The organism is Streptomyces sp. NPDC048288, from assembly GCF_043201555.1.
Classification (GTDB): domain Bacteria; phylum Actinomycetota; class Actinomycetes; order Streptomycetales; family Streptomycetaceae; genus Streptomyces.
This window is the reverse complement of record NZ_JBICZD010000001.1, coordinates 210,467-232,938: the sequence shown is the minus strand read 5'-3', so window position 1 is coordinate 232,938 and position 22,472 is coordinate 210,467. Positions and strand designations below refer to the sequence as shown.

The 22,472-nt window shown below is 71.1% G+C and carries 18 protein-coding genes and 1 tRNA gene; 5 read left to right on the top strand and 14 right to left on the bottom strand.

Annotated features, from left to right (window positions below; genetic code table 11):
• Window positions 1–13: 13 nt before the first annotated feature.
• The gene (lepA, locus tag ACGFZS_RS01010; protein ID WP_365682677.1) at window positions 14–1,888 is read right to left on the bottom strand and encodes a translation elongation factor 4; all 1,875 of its coding nucleotides are present in this window, start codon (window positions 1,886–1,888) and stop codon (window positions 14–16) included.
• 221 nt (window positions 1,889–2,109) lie between these two features.
• Here lepA and rpsT point away from each other — a divergent pair, with 221 nt between their 5' ends.
• Entirely contained in the window at window positions 2,110–2,376 is a 267-nt protein-coding gene (gene rpsT, locus ACGFZS_RS01005) for a 30S ribosomal protein S20 (RefSeq protein WP_046733201.1), read from the top strand.
• A gap of 240 nt (window positions 2,377–2,616) precedes the next feature.
• On the opposite strand, the gene holA is transcribed toward rpsT, so the two are convergent.
• The 9 genes from holA to leuS all read right to left on the bottom strand — a co-directional run bounded on the left by holA (window position 2,617) and on the right by leuS (window position 14,544).
• On the bottom strand, window positions 2,617–3,606 hold the full coding sequence (holA, locus tag ACGFZS_RS01000) for a DNA polymerase III subunit delta (RefSeq protein ID WP_393793336.1): 990 nt from the start codon (window positions 3,604–3,606) through the stop codon (window positions 2,617–2,619).
• 77 nt (window positions 3,607–3,683) lie between these two features.
• Entirely contained in the window at window positions 3,684–3,929 is a 246-nt protein-coding gene (locus tag ACGFZS_RS00995; RefSeq protein WP_393793335.1) for a hypothetical protein, read from the bottom strand.
• Window positions 3,930–3,980: 51 nt separating this feature from the next.
• Window positions 3,981–4,862: a YceI family protein gene (locus ACGFZS_RS00990; protein WP_393793334.1), complete on the bottom strand. Its 882-nt coding sequence runs from the start codon at window positions 4,860–4,862 to the stop codon at window positions 3,981–3,983.
• Between the two features lie 174 nt (window positions 4,863–5,036).
• The gene (locus tag ACGFZS_RS00985) at window positions 5,037–5,909 is read right to left on the bottom strand and encodes an arylamine N-acetyltransferase (protein WP_393794096.1); all 873 of its coding nucleotides are present in this window, start codon (window positions 5,907–5,909) and stop codon (window positions 5,037–5,039) included.
• Window positions 5,910–5,940: 31 nt separating this feature from the next.
• Complete coding sequence (locus ACGFZS_RS00980) at window positions 5,941–8,586, bottom strand: ComEC/Rec2 family competence protein (RefSeq protein ID WP_393793333.1); 2,646 nt, start codon at window positions 8,584–8,586, stop codon at window positions 5,941–5,943.
• Window positions 8,583–9,674 (bottom strand): helix-hairpin-helix domain-containing protein, encoded by a 1,092-nt coding sequence (locus ACGFZS_RS00975; RefSeq protein WP_393793332.1) that lies wholly within the window; start codon window positions 9,672–9,674, stop codon window positions 8,583–8,585. Before ACGFZS_RS00975 ends, ACGFZS_RS00980 begins: the two co-directional genes overlap by 4 nt.
• A gap of 186 nt (window positions 9,675–9,860) precedes the next feature.
• Window positions 9,861–10,706, bottom strand: coding sequence for a DegV family protein (locus tag ACGFZS_RS00970; protein ID WP_393793331.1), 846 nt, complete (start codon window positions 10,704–10,706; stop codon window positions 9,861–9,863).
• Between the two features lie 72 nt (window positions 10,707–10,778).
• Window positions 10,779–11,513 (bottom strand): hypothetical protein, encoded by a 735-nt coding sequence (locus tag ACGFZS_RS00965; protein WP_393793330.1) that lies wholly within the window; start codon window positions 11,511–11,513, stop codon window positions 10,779–10,781.
• A gap of 151 nt (window positions 11,514–11,664) precedes the next feature.
• Window positions 11,665–14,544, bottom strand: a complete 2,880-nt coding sequence (leuS, locus tag ACGFZS_RS00960; RefSeq protein ID WP_393793329.1) for a leucine--tRNA ligase — start codon at window positions 14,542–14,544, stop codon at window positions 11,665–11,667.
• A 427-nt stretch (window positions 14,545–14,971) separates the two neighbouring features.
• Between leuS and ACGFZS_RS00955 the strand changes: the two genes are divergently transcribed.
• Both ACGFZS_RS00955 and ACGFZS_RS00950 read left to right on the top strand, forming a co-directional pair.
• Window positions 14,972–16,258, top strand: a complete 1,287-nt coding sequence (locus tag ACGFZS_RS00955; protein WP_393793328.1) for a cytochrome b/b6 domain-containing protein — start codon at window positions 14,972–14,974, stop codon at window positions 16,256–16,258.
• Entirely contained in the window at window positions 16,255–17,868 is a 1,614-nt protein-coding gene (locus ACGFZS_RS00950; protein WP_355728677.1) for an NADH-ubiquinone oxidoreductase-F iron-sulfur binding region domain-containing protein, read from the top strand. The genes ACGFZS_RS00955 and ACGFZS_RS00950 overlap by 4 nt, the downstream gene beginning before the upstream one ends.
• Window positions 17,869–18,058: 190 nt before the next feature.
• Here the strand turns inward: ACGFZS_RS00950 and ACGFZS_RS00945 are convergent.
• Window positions 18,059–18,131 (bottom strand) — tRNA-Ala (locus tag ACGFZS_RS00945).
• Window positions 18,132–18,245: 114 nt separating this feature from the next.
• Between ACGFZS_RS00945 and ACGFZS_RS00940 the strand changes: the two genes are divergently transcribed.
• The gene (locus ACGFZS_RS00940; protein WP_393793327.1) at window positions 18,246–19,457 is read left to right on the top strand and encodes a glycosyltransferase 87 family protein; all 1,212 of its coding nucleotides are present in this window, start codon (window positions 18,246–18,248) and stop codon (window positions 19,455–19,457) included.
• Here ACGFZS_RS00940 and ACGFZS_RS00935 read toward each other — a convergent pair.
• The 3 genes from ACGFZS_RS00935 to ACGFZS_RS00925 all read right to left on the bottom strand — a co-directional run bounded on the left by ACGFZS_RS00935 (window position 19,436) and on the right by ACGFZS_RS00925 (window position 21,384).
• A complete protein-coding gene (locus tag ACGFZS_RS00935) occupies window positions 19,436–19,669 on the bottom strand; it encodes a hypothetical protein (protein ID WP_006136074.1) in 234 nt (77 codons plus the stop codon). The two genes, ACGFZS_RS00940 and ACGFZS_RS00935, sit on opposite strands and share 22 nt — an antisense overlap.
• Window positions 19,670–19,672: 3 nt before the next feature.
• Window positions 19,673–19,846: a hypothetical protein gene (locus tag ACGFZS_RS00930; RefSeq protein WP_107483215.1), complete on the bottom strand. Its 174-nt coding sequence runs from the start codon at window positions 19,844–19,846 to the stop codon at window positions 19,673–19,675.
• A gap of 68 nt (window positions 19,847–19,914) precedes the next feature.
• Window positions 19,915–21,384, bottom strand: a complete 1,470-nt coding sequence (locus ACGFZS_RS00925) for an MFS transporter (protein WP_393793326.1) — start codon at window positions 21,382–21,384, stop codon at window positions 19,915–19,917.
• 124 nt (window positions 21,385–21,508) lie between these two features.
• On the opposite strand from ACGFZS_RS00925, the gene ACGFZS_RS00920 reads away from it, so the two are divergent.
• A complete protein-coding gene (locus ACGFZS_RS00920) occupies window positions 21,509–22,420 on the top strand; it encodes a helix-turn-helix transcriptional regulator (RefSeq protein ID WP_393794095.1) in 912 nt (303 codons plus the stop codon).
• Window positions 22,421–22,472: the final 52 nt, after the last annotated feature.

Genomic DNA, 22,472 nt, shown 5'->3' with positions numbered 1-22,472 from the left:
AAGTTACCCGCGGTTACTTCTTGCTCTTGGCCGATCCCGCGCTGTCATCACTGCTCAGCACGGCGATGAAGGCTTCCTGCGGAACCTCCACGGAACCCACCATCTTCATCCGCTTCTTGCCTTCCTTCTGCTTCTCCAGCAGCTTGCGCTTACGGGAGATGTCGCCGCCGTAGCACTTGGCGAGGACGTCCTTGCGGATGGCGCGGATGGTCTCGCGGGCGATCACCCGCGAGCCGATGGCGGCCTGGATGGGCACCTCGAAGGCCTGCCGCGGGATCAGCTCGCGCAGCTTGGCGACGAGCCGCACGCCGTACGCGTACGCCGCGTCCTTGTGCGTGATCGCCGAGAAGGCGTCGACCTTGTCGCCGTGCAGCAGGATGTCGACCTTGACCAGGCTGGAGGTCTGCTCGCCGGTGGGCTCGTAGTCCAGCGACGCGTAGCCGCGCGTCTTCGACTTCAACTGGTCGAAGAAGTCGAAGACGATTTCCGCGAGCGGCAGCGTGTACCGGATCTCGACCCGGTCCTCCGACAGGTAGTCCATCCCGAGCAGGGTGCCGCGCCGGGTCTGGCACAGCTCCATGATCGAGCCGATGAACTCGCTCGGCGCGAGGATCGTGGCCCGTACGACGGGCTCGTACACCTCGTTGATCTTCCCCTCGGGGAATTCGCTCGGATTGGTGACCGTGTGCTCGGTCCCGTCCTCCATGACCACGCGGTAGACCACGTTCGGCGCGGTGGCGATGAGGTCGAGCCCGAACTCGCGCTCCAGCCGCTCCCGGATCACGTCGAGGTGCAGCAGCCCGAGGAAGCCGACGCGGAAACCGAAGCCGAGCGCCGCCGAGGTCTCCGGCTCGTAGACGAGCGCGGCGTCGTTGAGCTGCAGCTTGTCCAGGGCCTCGCGCAGCTCCGGATAGTCGGAGCCGTCGAGCGGATAGAGCCCGGAGAAGACCATGGGCTTCGGGTCCTTGTAGCCGCCCAGGGCCTCCGTGGCGCCCTTGTTCTGGCTGGTGACCGTGTCACCGACCTTGGACTGCCGGACGTCCTTCACACCGGTGATCAGATAGCCGACCTCGCCGACGCCCAGTCCGTCCGCGGACAGCATCTCCGGCGAGTTCGTCCCGATCTCCAGCAGCTCGTGCGTGGCGCCGGTCGACATCATCTTGATGCGCTCACGCTTGTTGAGCTGGCCGTCGATGACACGGACGTACGTCACGACACCGCGGTAGGAGTCGTAGACCGAGTCGAAGATCATCGCGCGGGCGGGCGCGTCGGCGACGCCGACCGGCGCCGGGATCTCCTTGACGACCCTGTTCAGCAGCGCGTCGACGCCGACACCGGTCTTCGCGGAGACCCGCAGCACGTCGTCCGGCTCACAGCCGACCAGGTTCGCCAGCTCCTCGGCGAACTTCTCCGGCTGCGCGGCCGGCAGGTCGATCTTGTTGAGCACGGGGATGATCGTGAGGTCGTTCTCCATCGCCAGGTAGAGGTTGGCGAGGGTCTGCGCCTCGATGCCCTGGGCGGCGTCGACGAGAAGAACGGTCCCCTCGCAGGCCGCCAGCGACCGCGACACCTCATACGTGAAGTCGACGTGCCCCGGAGTGTCGATCATGTTGAGGATGTGCGTGCTGCCCTGGTCCGGGCCCTCGGTGGGGGCCCAGGGCAGACGCACCGCCTGGGACTTGATCGTGATGCCGCGCTCGCGCTCGATGTCCATCCGGTCGAGGTACTGAGCACGCATCTGCCGCTGCTCGACCACACCGGTCAGCTGGAGCATCCGGTCGGCGAGCGTGGACTTGCCGTGGTCGATGTGCGCGATGATGCAGAAATTGCGAATCAGAGCCGGGGCGGTACGGCTCGGCTCGGGCACATTGTTAGGGGTCGCGGGCACGCAGGGTCCTGTCTCTTGAGGCGCCTTGTGCCTCGGGTCGGATCGATACGTAGCCTCCATGGTCCCATGGAGAGGGACCAGGGACAGGTTTGGGCCGTTGTCCGCCTCGCTGGTAGTGTGGGCAGCTGTGTCTCATGCCCTCTCAGCGCGAGGCACATCTTCTGGAAATCATCGGTACGGGAGCTTCACGGCCCCGGACAAGAACCTGAAAAGGCTCATTCGTGGCGAACATCAAGTCCCAGATCAAGCGGATCAAGACCAACGAGAAGGCTCGGCTGCGCAACAAGGCCGTCAAGTCCTCCCTGAAGACCGCGATCCGCAAGGCCCGTGAGGCCGCTGCCGCGGGCGACGTCCAGAAGGCCACCGAGCTGCAGCGCGCTGCCGCGCGTCAGCTCGACAAGGCCGTCTCCAAGGGCGTCATCCACAAGAACCAGGCCGCCAACAAGAAGTCGGCGCTCGCTTCCAAGGTCGCGTCCCTCCAGGGCTGAACCTCTTCTTTGATCTGATCGCCGGACGGACCCGGGCGGGCCCTCTCTCATCCGCCCCCGGCCGGCCCCCCGGAGCCACGCGCGGCCTGCGTTCGCCACGCGGGCGTGGCTCCTCACAGCACGAACCGAAGCCCCGATACCTCACCCTTCCCCAGGGTGGGACATCGGGGCTTTCGGCGCTTCCGACGGATTTCAGGGGGCCGATGGGGGCCCAGCCCCTCCCAGTCCCGGCGGCGGGCTTTACCCCCGCCCGCGCGACCGCGCCGCCCGCGCGATGGTCACCACGGCCTTCTCCAGGGCGTACTCGGGATCGTCCCCGCCGCCCTTGACGCCCGCGTCCGCATCGGCGACGGCCCGCAGCGCCACGGCAACCCCGTCCGGTGTCCACCCGCGCATCTGCTGCCGTACCCGGTCAATCTTCCACGGCGGCATCCCCAGCTCCCGCGCGAGATCCGCGGGCCGCCCGCCGCGCGCGCCGGACAGCTTCCCGATCGCCCGCACGCCCTGCGCGAGGGCGCTCGTGATCAGCACCGGCGCCACCCCGGTCGCCAGCGACCAGCGCAAGGCCTCCAACGCCTCCGCGGTACGCCCTTCCACGGCCCGGTCGGCGACGGTGAAGCTCGACGCCTCGGCCCGCCCGGTGTAGTACCGCCCGACGACGGCCTCGTCGATGGTGCCCTCGATGTCGGCGGTGAGCTGGGTCACGGCCGACGCCAGCTCCCGCAGATCGCTGCCGATGGCGTCGACCAGCGCCTGACACGCCTCCGGCGTGGCGGACCGCCCGGAGGCCCGGAACTCGCTGCGCACGAACGCGAGCCGGTCCGCGGGCTTGGTCATCTTCGGGCAGGCGACCTCCCGGGCCCCCGCCTTGCGCGCCGCGTCCAGCAGCCCCTTGCCCTTGACGCCGCCCGCGTGCAGCAGCACGAGGGTGATCTCCTCGGCGGGCGCCCCGAGGTACGCCTTGACGTCCTTGATCGTGTCGGCGGACAGGTCCTGCGCGTTGCGGACGACCACGACCTTGCGCTCCGAGAAGAGCGACGGGCTGGTCAGCTCGGCGAGCGTGCCGGGCTGCAACTGGTCCGGGCTCAGATCCCGCACGTCCGTGTCGGCGTCGGCGGCCCGGGCGGCGGCCACCACCTGCTGCACCGCACGGTCGAGCAGCAGGTCCTCCTGCCCCACCGCAAGGGTCACGGGGGCCAGCGGATCGTCATCAGCACTCTTCTTCGCCATCACGCCAAGCATCCCACGGGCCACTGACAACGGGACCGCGCGGCCGGTCGCCCCTCAACGCCTCGGCCACCGGCAGGTCACGGTTCCTCCCGCCACCCGTCCCACTCCCCCGCGAACTCGTCCAGCTCAGCGGGATCCAGCCGTCCGTCCTCGTCGCCCAGCAGCACCAGCCACTGCGCGTCCTCCGCGTCGTCCTCGCCGGCCAGCGCGTCCCGCACCAACCGCGGCTCCTCGACGATTCCGAACCGCTCCCCGAGCGCCTGGGCCGCCTCCTGCGCCGCGTCCCGGTCCGGCAGCACCAGCACATGTCTCACATCACTCACGGCACCATTCTCGGGCACCACCGGACGCGTCCGGACGACGGCCGTGAAAGATCAGCCCTTGGGCACGATCTGCACATCGAGATCGATGCGAATGCTCGGCCCGACGACCGCGATCCCGCGCGCCAGCATGGTCTGCCAGCTCACGGTGAAGTCGTCCCGGTGCAGTTCGGTGGTGGCCCGGCAGGCCGCCCGCACCTCGCCCTCCATGCCGTTGCCGAGCCCGAGGTACTCCGTGTCCAGCGTGACCGTCCGGGTCACACCGTGCAGGGACAGCGCCCCGGTCACGGCCCATCTGGTGCCGCCCTTGTGGACGAACCGGTCGCTGTAGAACTCCAGCGTCGGAAACCGCTGCACGTCCAGGAAGTCCGCCGACCGCAGATGGTCGTCCCGCATCCGCACGCCCGTGTCGATGGTCGCGGCGTCGATCACGACGTGCATCGCGGACCGCTCGACATGCTCGGCGATCCGTACCGCGCCCGCGAACGAGTTGAACCGCCCGTGGATCCGGGCCAGTCCGATGTGCCGGGCGGTGAAGGCGATCGAGGAGTGCGTCGGCTCGATCTCCCAGTCCCCCGGCGCCGGCAGCTCCGGCGGCTGGGCGACCTGGAGCGTCACGTCACCGAGCGAGGCGAGGCTGTTCTCACCGACCAGCGCGGTCGCCCGGTACGGCGTAAACCCCTCGGCGGACACCGCCAGCCGGTACTCCCCGGCCGGCACGGTCGTCACGAACGACCCGTAGGGGTCCGTACCCCCGCTGACCACCGTGCGCCCCATGGTGTCGCTGACCGCGAACTCGGCCTTCGGCACCGGCTCGTTGACCGGGTCGAGCACCCGGCAGCTCAGTACCCCGGCGTCGGGCGGGGTCTGCACCGCCGCGAGGGGGCTCGTCCGCTGCGCGCGGCTCGTTCGGTTTCCCATCAAGCGGCCGAACATCCTCGCCACCCCTGTACGCCTCGCCACCGTCCATTACCGAAGACACATTCGATCACTGATGCGGCTTTCGAGGCAACACGAGCCCACATCGCGGGAATCCGGCGCATGCGCCGGGACTACGCACGAGTAGGACGCTACGCGCCAGTAGTAACGTGTTCACCCATCACGCCCGAATTAGCCATTCCGATCAGCGTTTCGCAGATTCCGCACAGTCGGCACACGGTCCAGCTCGATCCCGAACCGCTCCCGGTAGACCGCGAGCACCTCCTCGTCGCGCTCCAACTCCCTTTCCTCACGCGACCCGTCGGCCGCCGACACCTTGAACGTCCGCCCGCTGAGCGTGATCCGCCCACCGTCCTCGGTGATACGCGAACAGACCAGCGACTGCGTGAAGTGCGACGACGGCGACGTGCTGTGCCACCACGCCCCGGCCGTGAAGTCCCCGAGCACCCGCGGCCTGACCTCCAGCCGGTACTGCGGCCGACCGTCACGCAACACGTCGATGTCCCCGGCCACCGTGCCCTCCCCTCCGTCCCCTCCCCCCACTCCCGCCGCTCCCCGCACCCCCGCCGTGTCCGGCCCGGCGGCCGTCACCCGGAACGTCCCGCCCGGGTCCGGCTGGTCGCCCCGCTCCGCGAACGCCAGCGGGTAGTGGCTGTGCGCCCCGAACCCGACGTCGGCGAGCCACTCGCCCCCGTCCACCGTCCGCACCAGCAGCGCGAGATGGTCGTACGGGATCCCGAGCCGTCCCTCGTCCCCGTACACCCGCCCCGCCAGCGATGTCACCCCGAAGCCGAGGGCGGTCAGCAACGCCGCGAAGGCTCCGTTGAGTTCGTAGCAGAACCCGCCCCGGCCCGCGCCCACCACCTTGTCCAGCAGCCGCTTCTCCTCCAGCACGATCTCCTCGCCGAGGTGGATCGACAGGTTCTCGAAGGGAATGGTCCGCAGATGCAGCAGATGCAGCTCGCGCAGGGCCTCGGCGGTGGGCCGGGCCGGGCGGGCGGCCCCGAGACGGCGGAGGTAGGCGTCGATCTGCGCGGAGTTCACCGGGTTCACAGGGTTCACCGAGTTCATGCGCTCAGTCTCGCGCGACTGCCAGCTCCCCCGCCTCCTTTCCCCGACGGCCGCCGGTCACGGCGAGCGACCCGTCCCGGTCGGTCCTCAGCACCCTCGCCCCTCCGGCCCGCAGCAGAGCCACCGTGCCCGGAGCCGGATGTCCGTACGGGTTGTCCGCGCCGCAGGAGATGAGGGCGAGCCGGGGCGCCACCAGCCGTATCAGGGCCGGATCCTGATACGCGGACCCGTGATGGGCCACTTTCAGAACGTCCACCCGGCCCAGTGCGGCGGCCGCCGGCGATCTCAGCAGTTCCTCCTGGGCCGGGGGTTCGAGGTCACCGAGGAGCAGCATCCGCAGTCCGGCCGACCGCACCAGCAGAGCGACGCTGGCGTCGTTCGGACCGTCCGGTTCGGGTGCCGGGGCCGGCGGCGGCCACAGCACCTGCCAGTCCAGCGGTCCCGTCCTGCGCCGCTCCCCGGCGACCGCGCGCGTGACCGGGATCCCGTGCTCGGCCGCCTCCCTTCTCACGAACCCCGCCTGGTCCGCGGGTTCCTCGAACCCGGTCGTCTCGATCTGCGCCACCTCACGGCCACGCAGCACCCCGGGCAGGCCGGCCACATGGTCGGCGTGGAAGTGGGTCAGGACGACCAGCGGAACGCGGGTGATGCCGAGCTCCCGCAGACAGTGGTCGACCAGCGCCGGATCGGGCCCGGCGTCCACCACCACGCCGGTGCCCGCACCCGCCGCGAGCACGGTCGCGTCGCCCTGCCCGACATCGCACATCGCCAGCCGCCAGCCGGGCGGCGGCCAGCCCGTGATCACCCGGGTCAGCGGCACGGGCCGCACCACCAGCAGCAGGAGCAGCACCCCCAGCGCCCCGCACCACCACGGATGCCGCAGCAACCGCCGCCCCAGCGCTACGACGGCCACGGTGACCATCGCCAGCAGCAGGGCCCCCGTCCAGCTCCCGGGCCAGTCCACGCCCGCACCCGGCAGTTCGGCCCCGGTCCGGGCGATCCCCGCGATCCATCCAGCGGGCCAACCCGCGCACCAGGCAAGCGCCTTGGCCGCCGGCATCGCCACCGGGGCCACCGCGAGCGACGCGAACCCCAGCACGGTGGCCGGCGCGACCGCGATCTCGGCCAGCAGATTGCAGGGCACCGCCACCAGGCTCACCCGCGCCGACAGCACCGCCACCACCGGCGCGCACACCGCCTGCGCCGCGGCGGCCGCGCCCAGACCCTCGGCCAGCCGCTGCGGCACCCCGCGCCGCCGCAGCGCCTCGCTCCAGCCCGGCGCCAGGACCAGCAGCGCCCCGGTGGCCAGCACGGACAGCAGGAAGCCGTAACTGCGGGCCAGCCACGGGTCGTACAGCACCAGCAGCAGAACCGTCGTCGCCAGCGCCGGGATCAGGGATCTACGGCGGCCGGTGGCGAGGGCGAGCAGGGCGACGGCTCCGCAGGCCGCGGCCCGCAGCACGCTGGGGTCCGGCCGGCACACGACGACAAAGCCGAGCGTGAGCGCCGACGCGAGCAGCGCGGTCCCCCGCAGCGACAGCCCGAGGCGCGGGGCGAGGCCGCGCCGCTCGACCTGCTGGGCCAGTCCCGGCGGCCCGATGAGCAGGGCGAGCAGGATGGTGAGGTTGCTGCCCGACACCGCGAGGGTGTGCGCGAGGTCGGTCTCCTTGAAGGCCTCGTCCAGTTCGGGGGTGATCCGTGAGGTGTCCCCGACGACCAGCCCCGGCAGCAGGGCCCGCGCGTCCCCGGGCAGCCCGTCGGTCGCTTCCCGCAGCCCGGCCCGCAGGCGTCCGGCGAGCCGCTGCGGCCCGCTCGGCTCTCCCACCACCACCGGCACGGGCCACTCCCGCACCCGCAGCATCGCCGCGACCCGGTCCCCGCCGGCCGTCGCGGGCGCCAGCCGCCCGCTCACCCGCAGCCGCGTGGAGGGCAGCAGCCCGAGCCACCGCGCCCGCCCGCCGCCACCGGGCGCCCGCACCTGCGGGTCGACGGCCACCAGCACCGGCGAACGCGTCGTCATCGCCGTCCCGTCACCGCTCTCCACCCGGCGCACCTCCGCGCGTACCAGCACGGCGGCCGTCGTGGCGTGGTCCCCTCGCACCCGCGGCCTGCTGACCCAGGGGTCACCGGTGAGTTCCACCTCCGCGGTCACGGTCGTGTATCCGCTGGCCAGCTCCGGCACCGGCCCCCGTCGCACATCCGCCCCGTGCAGCCCCGCCGACGCTGCGGCCCCGGCGACGCACAGGAGCAGTGCGCCTGCGGAGGCGTTCCGCCAAGTCCCCCGGGAGGGCGGGGTGTCGGCGGCCGACGTCCCCGGTCGGGCGCCGATCCGGCTCCGCCACAGCAGGAGCATCCCGGCGACCAGGCAGGCGACGGCGATCCCCGCCGTCCACCGCGGCGGTGTGTCCAGCGTCAGCGCCGCCGTCGCCCAGGCGGCCAGCGCGGGCGGCACCAGACGCAGATCGGCCGTTCCGTCCCGCCGGGGGTGGGCGGTCCCGGGCCGACGCGGGTGAGCGGACCCGTCCCGGCGGGGGTGGGCAGTCCCGTCCCGGCGGGGGTGGGCGGTCCCGGGACGGCGGCCCGAGCCGGTGTGCCCGGCCCGGCGCCCGGTCGCGGATCCCGGCGGGGCACCGTCGGTCGCACGGCTCATGGCCGTACCAGATCCCGCAGGTCGGAGAAGCGGCGGTCGCCGATGCCCTTGACCTGGCGGAGTTCGCCGACGGAGCGGAAACCGCCGTGCTCGGTGCGGTAGTCGACGATGTGCTGGGCCAGCACGGGGCCGACTCCGGGCAGGGCGTCGAGCTGCTCCACGGTCGCCGAGTTCAGGAGGATCGGGGCGGCCGGGCCCGTTCCCGTCGTAGCACCCGCGGCCTGGCCCGGTGCGGCCGGCGGGGCGGGTCCCCCGACGACGACCTGTTCGCCGTCCACCAGGAAGCGGGCCCGGTTGAGTCCGTCGGTGTCGGTACCGGGCCGTACTCCGCCCGCCGCCCGCAGCGCGTCGGTCACCCGGGACCCGGCCGGCAGGGTGTGCACGCCCGGCTCACGGACCTTCCCGGTGACGTCCACGACGATCTCGCCGCCCGGCCCGCCGGACGCGGCGGCGGTACCGGTGCCCGTGGCCGGGACCTGCTCCTCGTTCTTCTCGTACGGCGCCTCGGCGCGTACCACCTCCGGCGCGCTCACTGACTCGGTGCGGCCCGTCCAGAAGTGCTGCGCGGCCAGGGCCGCCGCCGCGACGAGGACCACCCCGAGGGCGACCGCGCCCCGGCGTTCCAGACCGCAGCGGGTCTGCAGCCACACCGGCATCCGCTCCCGCACGGCGGACCCGAAGCGGGCCCGCAGCCTGGGCAGCGCCGGCTCGCCGTGGGCCGTCGCCGCGCCGGCCAGCGCACGGGCGGAGGACATCACGGCCGCCGCCGTGGTCAGTGCGGCAGCGGCGGTGCGTACCCCGGTCGTGGCGGCGCGCACCCCGGCGGTGGCCGCGGTCAGTCCGGTCGCGGGTCCTGAGCCGGTCACCGTGGCTGCGCTCGGCGGTCCCTGGCCCGGATGCGGGCGGGTGATTCCGCGTTCGCCGAAGAGGAGTTCGGCCCGGCGGCGCAGTTCGTCCGCCGGGGCCGGGCGGTGCCGGGTGCGGACCCGGACGGAGGGCCGGCGGTGTCGGGTGCGGCCGTCGGAGGCGGGGCCCCGGCCCGGGCCACTGGTCGCGTGTGTCTCGTGTGAGCGTGATCGAAGTGCCATGCGACGAGGATCGGGCTTCCCGCCGATTCGCGATGATCTTGCTCAATTTCCGTGGATCACGGCGGAGTTGTGGATAACTTCACCACTCGCACGAGTGAAGAAGGGGAGAGTGAAGAAGGGGAGAGTGCCGTTCCCTGGTCCACAGGTCACCGCATCACGGCGTCGCCGCATCACCGCGTCGCCGCATCACCGTGGGGAGACGACGGCCCCGAGCAGTCCGGGGCCGGTGTGTGCCCCGATGACCGCGCCGACCTCGCTCACATGCAGGTCGGCCAGGCCGGGTACCCGGGCCCGCAGCCGGTCGGCGAGGGCCGAGGCACGGTCGGGGGCGGCGAGGTGGTGGACGGCGATGTCGACCTCGGCGCTGCCCGCTCGCTCGGCGGCGAGCTCCTCCAGGCGGGCGATGGCCCGGGAGGCCGTCCGGACCTTCTCGAGGAGTTCGATCCGCCCGCCGTCCAGCTGGAGCAGGGGTTTCACGGCGAGCGCGGAGCCGAGCAGGGCCTGGGCGGCGCCGATGCGGCCGCCACGGCGCAGATAGTCGAGGGTGTCCACATAGAAGTAGGCGGCGGTGCCGGCGGCCCGTTTCTCCGCCGCCGTGACGGCCTCGTCGACGGTGCCGCCCGCCTCGGCGGCCTCGGCCGCCGCGAGCGCGCAGAAACCGAGGGCCATCGCGACCATCCCGGTGTCCACCACCCGCACCGGGACGGGTGCTTCGCGGGCCGCGACGACCGCCGCGTCGTAGGTGCCGGACAGTTCGGCGGACAGGTGCAGCGAGACGATGCCGGTGGCCCCGGACTCGGCGACCCTGCGGTAGGTTGCCGCGAACACCTCGGGGCTGGGCCGGGACGTGGTGACGGGGCGGCGCTTCTGCAAAGCCTGGGCAAGGGAACGGGTGGAGATCTCGGTGCCCTCTTCGAGGGCCCGGTCGCCGAGGACTACGGTCAGGGGTACCGCGGTGATGCCGTGGCGCTCCATCGTCCGCGGCGGCAGGTAGGCCGTTGAATCGGTGACGATCGCGACATGGCGGGACATGAGCTGGAGGTTACCTGGCGTAGCCCAGGGGCGGCAGTCCACCCCCGCTCACCCGGACCGGGACCGGCCGGTTCAAGTGGTGCTCTCCGGCCGGGGCTTCTTCTGCCAGGGGTACGCCTGACGCCGGCTGGGCGGGGTGATCGCGGGCTGTACCGGGTCCCCGGCCGCGGCGGCCCCCGATGGATCCGGCCAGGTCTGCCGGTCGGCCGGTCCGGCGGCGGCCTCGGGCCACGGCGGGGTTTCCGGCCCGGACGCGGCGCCCGGCCCGGTCCAGTGCCGCAGGGCGTCCGCCTCGACGCCGATCTGTGCGCTCAAGGTGTCCAGATCGTCGTCGGCGAACCGACGGGCCCGATCCCGGGCCGCCCAGCGCAACGCGTCCGCGGACTCGGTGACGCGCTCGGTGCGCCGGCGCAACTCGGGCAGGCGTGCGGCGAGCGTGGCCCGGTCCGGCTCGGACTCCAGGCGCCGCAGTTCGCCGTCCAGTTCGTGTCCGTGCGCGCTGAGCCGCTGGAAGAGGCCGAGGGACTCCTTCAGCGACTCGTCCTCGGCGACGCCCGCGTGCAACGCCTCCTGGGTGGCCCGCATCGAGGTGCGCAGGGCGAGCCGCAACTGGGCGATCTCGCCCGCCGGGCCGAGCTGGACCATGGACTTGGCCCGCAGCGTGTGGTCCTCGACGGTGCGCCGGGCCTGCGTGATCGTACGGTCCACACCGCGCTTGGCGGCACCGACCGCCTTGAAGGTGACATACGCCCCGCCGGCGACGAAGAGCAGGAACAGCACGGCGAATACGGCGATCACTGTTTCCACGGTGCTCCTCCTCGCTCCCGGCCGACCCGACCGTCTCGACGACAGCAGGAGTGCGGCCGCGCTCCTCAACGGTAAACGCAAAGGGCAGGTCCGGAGTTCCAAAAAACCCCGAACCTGCCCGTAGGGGACCACCCGGAGGCGGCCTACGGCATCACGCCGTGACGATGTTCACCAGCTTCGGCGCGCGCACGATCACCTTGCGGATCCCGGCACCGCCCAACGCCTTCACGACCGTCTCGTCGGCCAGGGCCACCTTCTCCAGCTCTTCGTCGGAGATCGCCGGCGGCACCTCCAGACGGGCCTTGACCTTGCCCTTGATCTGCACGACGCAGGTCACGGTCTCGTCGACGACGTAATTCGGGTCGGCGACGGGGAAGTCGCGGTGCACGACCGAGTCGGTGTGGCCCAGCTTGCGCCACAGTTCCTCGGCGATGTGCGGGGCCAGCGGCGCGATCATCAGAACCAGCGGCTCGGCGACCGTACGCGACACGGCAGTACCGGTCTTGGTCAGGTGGTTGTTCAGCTCGGTGACCTTGGCGATGGCGGTGTTGAAGCGCAGGCCCTCCAGGTCCTGGCGGACACCGTCGATCACCTTGTGCAGGACACGCAGCGTCTCCTCGTCGGGTTCGGCGTCGGTGACGGTGATCTCACCGGTCGCCTCGTCGACGATGTTGCGCCACAGCCGCTGCAGCAGCCGGAACTGGCCGACCACCGCGCGGGTGTCCCACGGCCGGGAGACGTCCAGCGGACCCATCGCCATCTCGTACAGACGCAGCGTGTCGGCGCCGTACTCGGCACAGATCTCGTCCGGAGTCACCGCGTTCTTCAGCGACTTGCCCATCTTGCCCAGCAGACGGGTGACCTTCTCGCCCTCGTAGTAGTAGGCGCCGTCCCGCTCCTCGACCTCGGCGGCTGGCACCGGGAATCCACGGCCGTCGCGGTAGACGTAGGCCTGGATCATGCCCTGGTTGAACAGCTTGTGGAACGGCTCGGCGGACGAGACATGTCCCAGGTCGTACAGGACCTTCGACCAGAAACGGGCGTACAGCAGGTGCAGCACGGCGTGTTCGGCGCCGCCGACGTACAGGTCGACTCCGCCGTGCGGCATGCTCTCGCGCGGGCCCATCCAGTACTGCTCGATCTCGGGATCGACCAGCTGCTCGCTGTTGTGCGGGTCCAGGTAGCGCAGTTCGTACCAGCAGGAACCGGCCCAGTTGGGCATGGTGTTGGTCTCGCGGCGGTACTTCTTCGGTCCGTCGCCCAGGTCCAGGGTGACGTCGACCCAGTCCTCGTTGCGCGACAGCGGCGTCTCGGGCTGGGTGTCCGCGTCCTCGGGGTCGAAGGTGCGCGGCGAGTAGTCCTCGACCTCCGGCAGCTCCAGCGGCAGCATCGACTCGGGCAGCGAGTGGGCGACGCCGTCCTCGTCGTAGACGATCGGGAAGGGCTCACCCCAGTAGCGCTGACGGCTGAACAGCCAGTCGCGCAGCCGGAAGTTGACGGTGCCCTCGCCGATGCCCTTGCGGGCCAGCCACTCGGTGATCCGGGCCTTGGCCTCGGCGACCGGCAGACCGTCCAGCTTGATGTCGTCGTTGGAGGAGTTGATGATCTTCGCGTCGTAGGACCCGAAGGCGTCCTCCCACGTCGCGGTGTCCGTACCGCGGCCGTCGGTCGGCTCGACGATGCAGACGATCGGCAGTTCGAAGGCGCGCGCGAACTCGAAGTCGCGCTGGTCTCCGGCCGGTACGGCCATGATCGCGCCGGTGCCGTAGCCCATCAGGACGTAGTCGGCGATGAAGACCGGGATCCGGTCGCCGTTGACCGGGTTGGTCGCGTACGCGCCCGTGAACACACCGGTCTTGTCCTTGGCCTCGGCCTGCCGTTCCACGTCGGACTTGGCGCCGGCCTGCGCGCGGTAGGCGGCGACGGCCTCGGCCGGGCCGGCGTGACCGCCGGTCCACACGTCGTGGGTGCCCTCGGGCCAGGCGGCCGGGACGAACTTGTCGACCAGCGGGTGCTCGGGGGCCAGCACCATGTAGGTCGCGCCGAACAGGGTGTCCGGGCGCGTGGTGAAGACCGTGATGTTCTCGCCGTCGATCGGGAAGTCGACGCGGGCGCCCTCGCTGCGGCCGATCCAGTTGCGCTGCTGCAGCTTGATGGCCTCGGGCCAGTCCAGCTCGTTCAGGTCGTCCAGCAGCCGGTCGGCGTAGGCGGTGATGCGCATGTTCCACTGGCGCAGCTTGGCCTTGAAAACGGGGAAGTTGCCGCGCTCGGAGCGGCCGTCGGCGGTGACCTCCTCATTGGCCAGCACGGTGCCCAGTCCGGGGCACCAGTTGACTGGCGCGTCGGAGGCGTAGGCCAGGCGGAACTCGCCCAGGACGTCACCGCGCTCGACGGCGGTCAGTTCGTTCCACGCGCGTGTGTGACCCGGTACGACCCGCTCGCCGGACTCGAACTGGGCGATCAGCTCAGAGATCGGACGGGCCTTGTCCGCCTCGTCGTCGTACCAGGAATTGAAGATCTGCAGGAAGATCCACTGGGTCCACTTGTAGTAGTCCGGGTCGATCGTGGCGAACGACCGGCGCTTGTCGTGGCCCAGGCCCAGCCGACGCAGCTGGGACTTCATGTTGTTGATGGCGGCCTCGGTGGTCACCCTGGGGTGCTCGCCGGTCTGCACGGCGTGCTGCTCGGCGGGCAGGCCGAAGGCGTCGAAGCCCAGGGTGTGCAGGACGTTGTGGCCGTTCATGCGCTGGTAGCGGGCGACGACGTCGGTGGCGATGTAGCCCAGGGGGTGGCCGACGTGCAGGCCCGCACCGGACGGGTAAGGGAACATGTCCATGATGAACTTCTTGGGCCTCGCGACCAGCTGCGGGTCGCCGGCCAGGTCACCCTTGGGGTTCGGGGCCGCGTAGGTGCCGTCGGCGTCCCAGATGTCCTGCCAGCGTGCCTCGATGTCGGCCGCCAGGGCGGCCGTGTAGCGGTGCGGCGCGGCCTCCGCCGACGTGGCGGCGGCAGCGGGGTTCGTCTCGCTCATGATCCTCAAAGCTCCATCGGTCGTCTCTGCCTGCGGCTGCGAACTTCCTAGAAACGAAAAATCCCCTCGCACAGGAGGGGACGCCGCGCCGATGCCGACCCACCGTTTCGTCCGGCGGTCGGGACTGATCAGCGCGGCCCGCTAAGCAGAAGGCGTACGGCACGCATGGCGTCAGGGTACCGCAGCGCTTGAGCAAGCCGCGACGCGCTTGCGTATCAAGGGTTGACACGCGCGTCTGAGGCGACCATCGGGACGAGAGTTGAACCAGGTTCAAGAATTACTTCGCGTAACGTCCGCTAAGGGACACCACAAGGGCCGCACTGCCCTTTGATAACAACGCAATAACTCAAACCTCGTACTGATCGGTATGGCGCCACTTAGGCTGCGGCACCGGGACCGCTTTCCCGAACTGCTCGGAGTTGCCCCCATGAACCCTCGTCGTAGTAACAGCTCGCTTCCCAAGCCAGGCCGTTCGGCCTGGGGGGTGGCGTCCGCTGTCATCCTGTTGCTCATACCCGTGGTTGTGCTGACCGGAGGCAGCCAGTTCCAGTCGTTCCTGAACTTCGGCGCGGGCGTGCTCTCGCTCGTCTCGCTGAGCTGCTCGGTGATCTGGGGTCTGATCGCACAGGACCGCATCTTCCTCAACACCCGTCAGCGGATCGTCGGCCAGGCGGTGCACCGGACGACCGCGGTCGCCTCGATCGCGTTCCTGCTGATCCACATCGTCACGAAGATCGCCCTGGATCACACCGTGGTGATCGCGGCGATCATCCCGTTCTCGCTCGGCGTCACCGGAAGCGCCGGCCTGATCGGGCTCGGCTCGCTGGCCGGACTCCTGATGATCTTCGTCGGTGTCACCGGCGCCCTGCGCAGCAACTTCGCCGCCCCGGCCGTGGTGGCGGCCCGCTGGCGGGCCATGCACATGCTGGCCTACCCGGCCTGGTGCGCGGCGCTGATCCACGGCCTGTACGCGGGCCGCGCGGCGAAGCCGTTCTTCATGATCTCCTACGACCTGTGCCTGGTCGGCGTGATGGCCGCGCTGGCGCTGCGCGCCGCCCCGCGCCCGTTCAAGCGCAAGGTCGCCGACCGCCTCGTCTCCGTCCTGGGCAGCTCGGAACGCCCGGAACTGGACGACCTGGACGCCAGCCGGGCCCGGATGAGCGAGTCCGGGCTTCCCGGCTACGACAACATGCGCGAGCGTGAGCCGCGGCCGTCCCGGGCCGACACGGCGACCTCGCAGTCCAACCCGCTGTTCCCGACCGCCGCACCCACCTCCGAGCCCTCCGGCTTCGCGGCCGCCTATCGGGCCACGTCCACGCCCGGACAGCCCCAGTCGCCGTTCGCGACCGGGCAGACCGCCCGCATGGAGCGGATGGACATGCAGGCCACCGAGGCCATGCCGCGCATGGACGGCAACTCCGGCACGGGCAGCTGGCCGGTCCCGACCCCGCCGCCGGTCGGCGAGGCTCCCCCGTCGGCGTACGACCCGCTCCAGGACACCGGATACAACATCCCCGCCTATGGCAATCCGGGCACAGGCGGAACGGTCGGACGTGATGTGTACGACACGGGTGAGACGAACGCCCGCTATGGCACGTACAACTCGAATGACACGTACAACAGCGGTCCCGCCAACGAACCAGCGCCCGGCGCGTCCTTCGACGCACCGGGTTCGGGCGAACCTTGGAACACGCCTTCCGGAGGCTATAGGTGAACGAGGCCCTGCCCGACGTCCCAGAAGTCCGCGTGGTCGGCCTTCCGCAGCTCACGTCGGGCTTCGACCTTGTCGAAAGACTCGATCTACCCATGCACCTCAAGGTGCACGGGCCGCTCGAACCCCTGGGCGGGGAGCAGCTCGCGCAACTCTCCGAACGCATCAACCTGAAGGGCCGCGGCGGCGCGGGCTTCCCCTTCCACAAGAAGCTGCGCTCGGTCGCCGAAGCGGCGATCAAGCGCGGTGTACGGCCGGTCGTCGTCGTCAACGGCAGCGAGGACGAACCGGCCTGCCGCAAGGACACGGTGCTGATCAACCGTGCCCCGCATCTGATCCTGGACGGTGCGCTGCTCTGTGCCGAGGCCCTGGGTGCCCGCACGCTCGTGATCGGGGTCACCCGTGAGTCCACGCAGCGGTCCATGGAGCAGGCGCTCGCGGAACGCGGCCTGAGCACCGGCCGCCGTTCCGCTCTGAAGGCGTTCGTCCAGCGCAACCCGGTCCGCATGGTCACCGGCGCCGCCGCGTCGCTGATCCGCTCGATCGACGGCGGCCCGGCGATCCCGCCCGGCCGCAAGACCAGTGCCTCGCAGAACGGTGTCGGCGGAGCGCCCACGCTGCTGTCGAACGCGGAGACGTTCGCGCAGCTGGCGATCGCCGCCCGGATCGGCCCCGAGCGTTACGGCAACACCGGTCTGTACGACGAGCCGGGCACCGTCATGCTGACCGTCTCCGGCGCGGTCGCCCGTCCCATGGTGATCGAGGTTCCCACGGGGGTGCCGCTGCGCTACGTCCTGCAGCTGGCCGGCGCCCCGCCGGTGCCGCAGGGTGTGCTGACCGGCGGCTATCACGGCAGATGGATCGACGCCGCCACGGTCAACGAGGCGATCGTCTCCCGCAACTCGCTCGACGCGGTGGGCGGTGCGCTCGGCGCGGGCGCCATCCTGCCGATCACGCAGGAGACCTGCCCGCTGGGTGAGTCGCTGCGGGTCGCCCAGTGGCTGGCGGAGGAGAGCGCGGGACAGTGCGGTCCCTGCTATCTGGGTCTGCCGGCGGCCGCGCGCGGCATGGAGGACATCCTCAACGGCGGCGGACCGGCCGCCCTGGAGGCGCTCAAGCAGGTCGCGAAGAACGTGAAGCGGCGCGGCGCCTGCTCTCACCCGGACGGCTCCGCGATGTTCCTGGAGTCGACGATCAAGGCGTTCACCGACGACCTGGCCGCGCATGTCCTCGGAAACGGCTGCGGACGGCCCGTGGAGGGCGTTCTGCCGCTCTTCGAGGACGGCAAGCTGCCCAGCGGCATCCCCGGTGGCGGGGAGCCCGAGGACAACGGTGGCGGCAGCCGCCAGAAGATCTACGTCGACTGGACGCTGTGCCGGGGCCACGGCCTGTGCGCGGACATCCTCCCGGAGGTCTTCGAACTCGGCGCGGACGGTTTCCCGACGGTGGCGCAGGCGAAGGTGCCGCGCTTCGCGGAGGCCAAGGCGCTGCGCGCGGTGCGCCGCTGCCCGGCGCTCGCCCTGCGTCTCGAGGAGGACACGCGCTCGCAGGCGCCGGCCAAGAACCTGCCGGTCCTCTCCCAAGGCCGCGGTCGCCGGGCACTGGGACGCTGAGCGCACAGTTCGCAGCGCACTCACGCGCGTGGGGTGGGTCACCCGAGGTCGGGTGACCCACCCCACGCGCGTGAGAAGAAAACAGCGTGAGAAAGACCGCGGCCGACGACGCGGACTGCTTACCCAAGACTGTTTTCGGAACAACGCCGAAGGCGGACCATCCGTCCGGATGATCCGCCTTCGACTTCTGTGGAGCTAAGGAGAATTGAACTCCTGACCTCCTGCATGCCATGCAGGCGCTCTACCAACTGAGCTATAGCCCCTTGCTTGCGTTCCACCCGGTTTCCCTGGCGGCGACGCCAACATTACACGGTCGACAGGGTGCACCACCAAATCGTTTCCGTTCTGTGCGGATACGGACGCTAGTGTCGGACTTCGTGACTGTGATCGCGTTCTCCGAGACCCGGCGCCGGGTGCCGGTGGCCCTGGGGGCGTGCCTCTTGTCGTTCACGGCGTTCTGGGTGGCGCAGCGGGCGGCGCACGTGTCGATGATCGACCTGATGGTCTACCGGGCGGAGGGGGCGACCGTCCGCGCGGGCGGCGATCTCTACGCGCTGCGTACGACGGCGGCTCATCTGCCGTCCACCTACCCGCCGTTCGCGGCGCTGCTGTTCACTCCCCTGACGTTGCTGGACGTTCCGAGCATGCGCACGCTGGCGACGGTCGGGAACCTGGTTCTTCTCGTGGTGTTCGTCGGGCTGTCGATGCGGCTCGTCGGGCACGCGCGCGTGGAGCGTGTGCTGTGGGTCGCGGCCGTGGCGGTGTGGTGCGAGCCGGTGTGGACGACCGTGCGCTACGGGCAGGTCAATCTGCTGCTGGCCGCGCTGGTTCTGTGGGATCTGTCACGTCGCCCCGGCGAACGCCCGGACCGCTGGACCGGGGTGGGTGTGGGACTCGCTGCGGCGGTCAAGCTGACGCCCGCCCTGTTCGTGGTGTTCCTGCTCGCGACGGGCCTGGTGGCGCGTCTCGGAGGGCGGGACGGGGGCCCGTGGCTGCGGCACGCGCGGGGGGCGGCCGTCGCCTTCGCGGGGGCGACCCTGTCGGCGGCGGCCGTCCTGCCGTACGACTCGTGGCGGTTCTGGACGGGGATGGTGTTCCGGACGGGCCGGGTGGGGCGGGCCGAGGAAACCGCGAATCAGGCTCTGCGCGGCGTTCTGGCGCGCTTCCTGCATACTCCCGAGCCGGGAGCCCTCTGGGTCGCCGCGGCGGCTCTGACGGCCGTCCTGGGGCTCGCGCTGGCGATCGCGGCGGAGCTGCGCGGCCGGCGGGCCTGGGCGGTGGCCGCGTGCGCGGTGACCGCCCTGCTGATCAGCCCGGTGTCCTGGTCGCACCACTGGGTGTGGTGCGTGCCCTTGGTGCTGCTGCTGTGGACGCGCGGGCGGCGGGCGGCGGCCGTGGGCACCGGGCTGGTCTTCTGCTCGTACGCCCTGTGGTGGGTGCCGCACGGGCTCGGGCGGCCCGAACTGCGCCAGAACGGTGTCGACTTGACGCTGTCGGCGCTCTACACGGTCGCCGGTGTGCTGTTCCTGGTGCTCGCCCGGACATCGTTGCCGAGGCCGGGCCCCGCTCAGGCCGTGACGAACGAGTAGAACCTCTTGAGTGTGCAGTGCTCCTCGAGGAGACGGCCGTAGATCGGCTCGCCCTCCAGCTCGCGGTAGGTCTCGATCGGGTCGCCTTTTATGATCAGCGCCCGTGCGCATTCCTCGCACCAGTACTGGTAGTCGGGGTTGATCGGCTCCATGTCGCGGACGATCGGGGTGCCGCTACCGCACCAGTCGCATTTCCGCCTGTGTGCACCCATCGATCAGCTCCAGCTGTGGCCGCAGGCCGTGCACACGTAGGAGATCCCGCCGTTGTCGCCCAGTACTTGGGCCACATGCACGGAACCACAGGAAGGGCAGAGCAGGCGGGTGATCGTATCCCGTATCAACGCCGCACCGAGGAGGTGGCCGCCCTCCTCAAGGATGCTCGCAGGCATCGCTACTCCTCCCGTCGGGCCGCGCCCCCTTCCGGCCGTTTGATTCTGCCACGGCCGGACCAATACGGTCAGCGACGCCTCAGTACCAGTCCGGACACGGCCCCCGCGGCCGCCGTCGCGGCGAGCGCCCATGCGCAGGCTGACAGCGCCTCCGCAGAGGTATACGCCTCCGGGACCCCAAGTGACTCAAGCCGGTTCAAGAACAGTGTGCCGAACGCCGCGACGCCTATGAGCTGCCCGAGCTGCGTGACGGTCGCCAGGAGGCCGCTGGCGTCCGCGGCATCCTCGGGGCGCACGGTTGCGAGCGCGCCCGTGAGTGTGGGGCTGAAGGCGAGCGCGAGCCCCGCACCCACGCCGGCGTACGCCAGATAGAGCCACGCGCCCCCGTCGCCGCCCCCGTGGAAGGCCAGCCCGACGCCCGCCACGCCCAGCCCGGCGAGCGCGAACCCGGCCGGGGTCAGCAACCGCTGCCAGGAGGCGGGCCACCGGCGCCAGGTCAGCGCGACCGCGCCGAAGACGACGGCGGTCGGCGCGAAGGTGAGTCCGGCACGCAGCGCGCTGTAGCCGAGGCCGAGCTGGACGTGCAGGGTGAGCGCGAACAGGAATCCGGCGTTGACGGCCATGACGGCGAGGATCCGGAAGACGGCCACTCCCATGCCGGGGTGGCGCAGCACCCTGGGGGCGACGATCGGGGCGCCGCCGCGCCGTGCCAGCCGGGATTCGTAGCCGCAGAACAGGGCGAACAGCAGCACGGCGGCGGTCAGGGACAGCCAGGACCACAGTGGCCAGTCCTCCTCCTGCCCGAGCACGAGCGGGACCGTCAGCAGGGAGACGGCGGCCGCCAGCAGGACCAGTCCGGGCAGGTCCATGCCGCGGGCCCGCTCGGGTCCGGATCCGGCGGCGGGCGGCAGGACGCGCCGGCCGAGGACGAGGAGTACGGCGCCGACCGGCACGTTGACGAGGAACACCGGCCGCCAGCCGGTGCCGAACAGGTCCGCGCTGACCAGGACGCCGCCGACGACCTGGCCGGCGGCGGCGCCGACCGCGAGGACCGCCGAGTAGGCGCCGAGCGCCCGGACGCGGGCCTCGCCGGTGAAGGTGCGCTGGATGATGCTGAGGACCTGCGGGATCATCACCGCCGAGCCGGCGCCCTGCACCAGCCGGAAGACGATCAGCTCGGTGGCTCCCTGGGCCAGCCCGCAGGCCAGTGAGGCCGTCGTGAACAGGGCGAGGCCGGCGAGGTGGACCCGGCCGTGCCCGAGCCGGTCGCCGAGGCGGGCGCCGGTGATCAGCAGCACGGAGTAGGTGATGGCGTACCCGGCGACGACCAGCTGCAAGTCGGCGCCGGAGGCGTTCAGTTCGGAACCGATGGTGGGGGCCGCGACGTTCACGATGAAGACGTCGAGCACGGCCATGAACAGAGCCGCGAGGACGACCGCGAGCAGCAGCCGGGGCCGGTTGTCAGTGCCGGGTGCTTCACTTTTCACAGGGTTTGGAACGGGCGCGGGACCTGGTCCCGGCCGGGATGTCGTCGTCATGCCTTCGAGCGTGGCGAGGGGCCGGTACGGGTGCCGAGAGCCCGCCGATGCTGGTACTGGCAGCACCTGGCAGGGGGCGGGGCGGAAGCGCACGCTGGATGACGTGACGACGGGGGACGTGACGATGGGGACGACAGCACACCGCCGCAGGCCGGAACTGGCCGCGTTCCTGCGCACCAGGCGGGCCCGGGTGACACCGGCCGACGTCGGCATGCCGCCGGGGCTGCGGCGGCGCACTCCGGGGCTCAGGCGCGAGGAGGTCGCCCAGCTCTCGGGGGTGGGCGTGACCTGGTACACCTGGCTGGAGCAGGGGCGGCCGATCAACGCGTCGCCGCAGGTGCTGGACGCGGTGGCCCGCACGCTGATGCTGGACCCGCCGGAGCGGGAGCATCTGTACCGGCTGGCGGAGGTGCCCTTCGCGCCGGCGTCCGAGGGGCTGTCCCGGTCGGTCGGCGCGGAGGTGCAGGGCATCATCGACGCCCTCGACCCGCTGCTCGCGGTCGTGTACACGTCTCGCTACGACGTGCTGGCCACGAACTCGGCCTACCGGGACCTGTTCCTGGTGCCGGAGACGGTGCGGATCGGCGTGCCGAACGTGTTGTGGACGCTGTTCACGGTGCCGGAGGACGCCTGCCCGGTGGCGTACCGGGAGCGTGAACTGCCGATGATGGTGGCGACGCTGCGTTCCTCCTACGGCAGACATGTGGGGGAACCGGCCTGGGAGGACTTCATACGCGCGCTGTCCCAGGCCAGTCCGGACTTCGCCCGGATGTGGGCGAGCGGGGCGGTGGCGCAGCCCGGGCCGCGGGTGAAGACGTTCCGTCATGAGGTGGTGGGCGAACTGCGGATGACCTCGCAGTCGTTGTCGATCGACGGGATGCCGGAGTCCCGGATCGTGGTCTACACGCCGGAGGACGAGCGGACCCGGGAGAAGGTCGCTTCGCTGCGGGAGTGCAGGCAGCGGCTGTGGCCGGTGACGGACGAGGCGGCCGCCCGGATCATCCGGGAGTGGAACACAGAAAATCCCGCCCTCTGAAGAGGACGGGATTTCATCATCGATCTTTGACAACTCGACAGTGTGTGGAGTG

What these genes read in the sequence shown, in the direction of transcription:
- ACGFZS_RS00970 (WP_393793331.1), bottom strand. Translation starts at nt 10,706, where the DNA reads ATGTCCCGCCATGTCGCGATCGTCACCGATTCAACGGCCTACCTGCCG.
- ACGFZS_RS00920 (WP_393794095.1), top strand. Translation starts at nt 21,509, where the DNA reads ATGGGGACGACAGCACACCGCCGCAGGCCGGAACTGGCCGCGTTCCTG.
- ACGFZS_RS00980 (WP_393793333.1), bottom strand. Translation starts at nt 8,586, where the DNA reads ATGAGCCGTGCGACCGACGGTGCCCCGCCGGGATCCGCGACCGGGCGC.
- ACGFZS_RS00975 (WP_393793332.1), bottom strand. Translation starts at nt 9,674, where the DNA reads ATGGCACTTCGATCACGCTCACACGAGACACACGCGACCAGTGGCCCG.
- ACGFZS_RS00930 (WP_107483215.1), bottom strand. Translation starts at nt 19,846, where the DNA reads ATGCCTGCGAGCATCCTTGAGGAGGGCGGCCACCTCCTCGGTGCGGCG.
- ACGFZS_RS00925 (WP_393793326.1), bottom strand. Translation starts at nt 21,384, where the DNA reads ATGACGACGACATCCCGGCCGGGACCAGGTCCCGCGCCCGTTCCAAAC.
- ACGFZS_RS00955 (WP_393793328.1), top strand. Translation starts at nt 14,972, where the DNA reads ATGAACCCTCGTCGTAGTAACAGCTCGCTTCCCAAGCCAGGCCGTTCG.
- holA (WP_393793336.1), bottom strand. Translation starts at nt 3,606, where the DNA reads ATGGCGAAGAAGAGTGCTGATGACGATCCGCTGGCCCCCGTGACCCTT.
- ACGFZS_RS00935 (WP_006136074.1), bottom strand. Translation starts at nt 19,669, where the DNA reads ATGGGTGCACACAGGCGGAAATGCGACTGGTGCGGTAGCGGCACCCCG.
- ACGFZS_RS00990 (WP_393793334.1), bottom strand. Translation starts at nt 4,862, where the DNA reads ATGTTCGGCCGCTTGATGGGAAACCGAACGAGCCGCGCGCAGCGGACG.
- leuS (WP_393793329.1), bottom strand. Translation starts at nt 14,544, where the DNA reads ATGAGCGAGACGAACCCCGCTGCCGCCGCCACGTCGGCGGAGGCCGCG.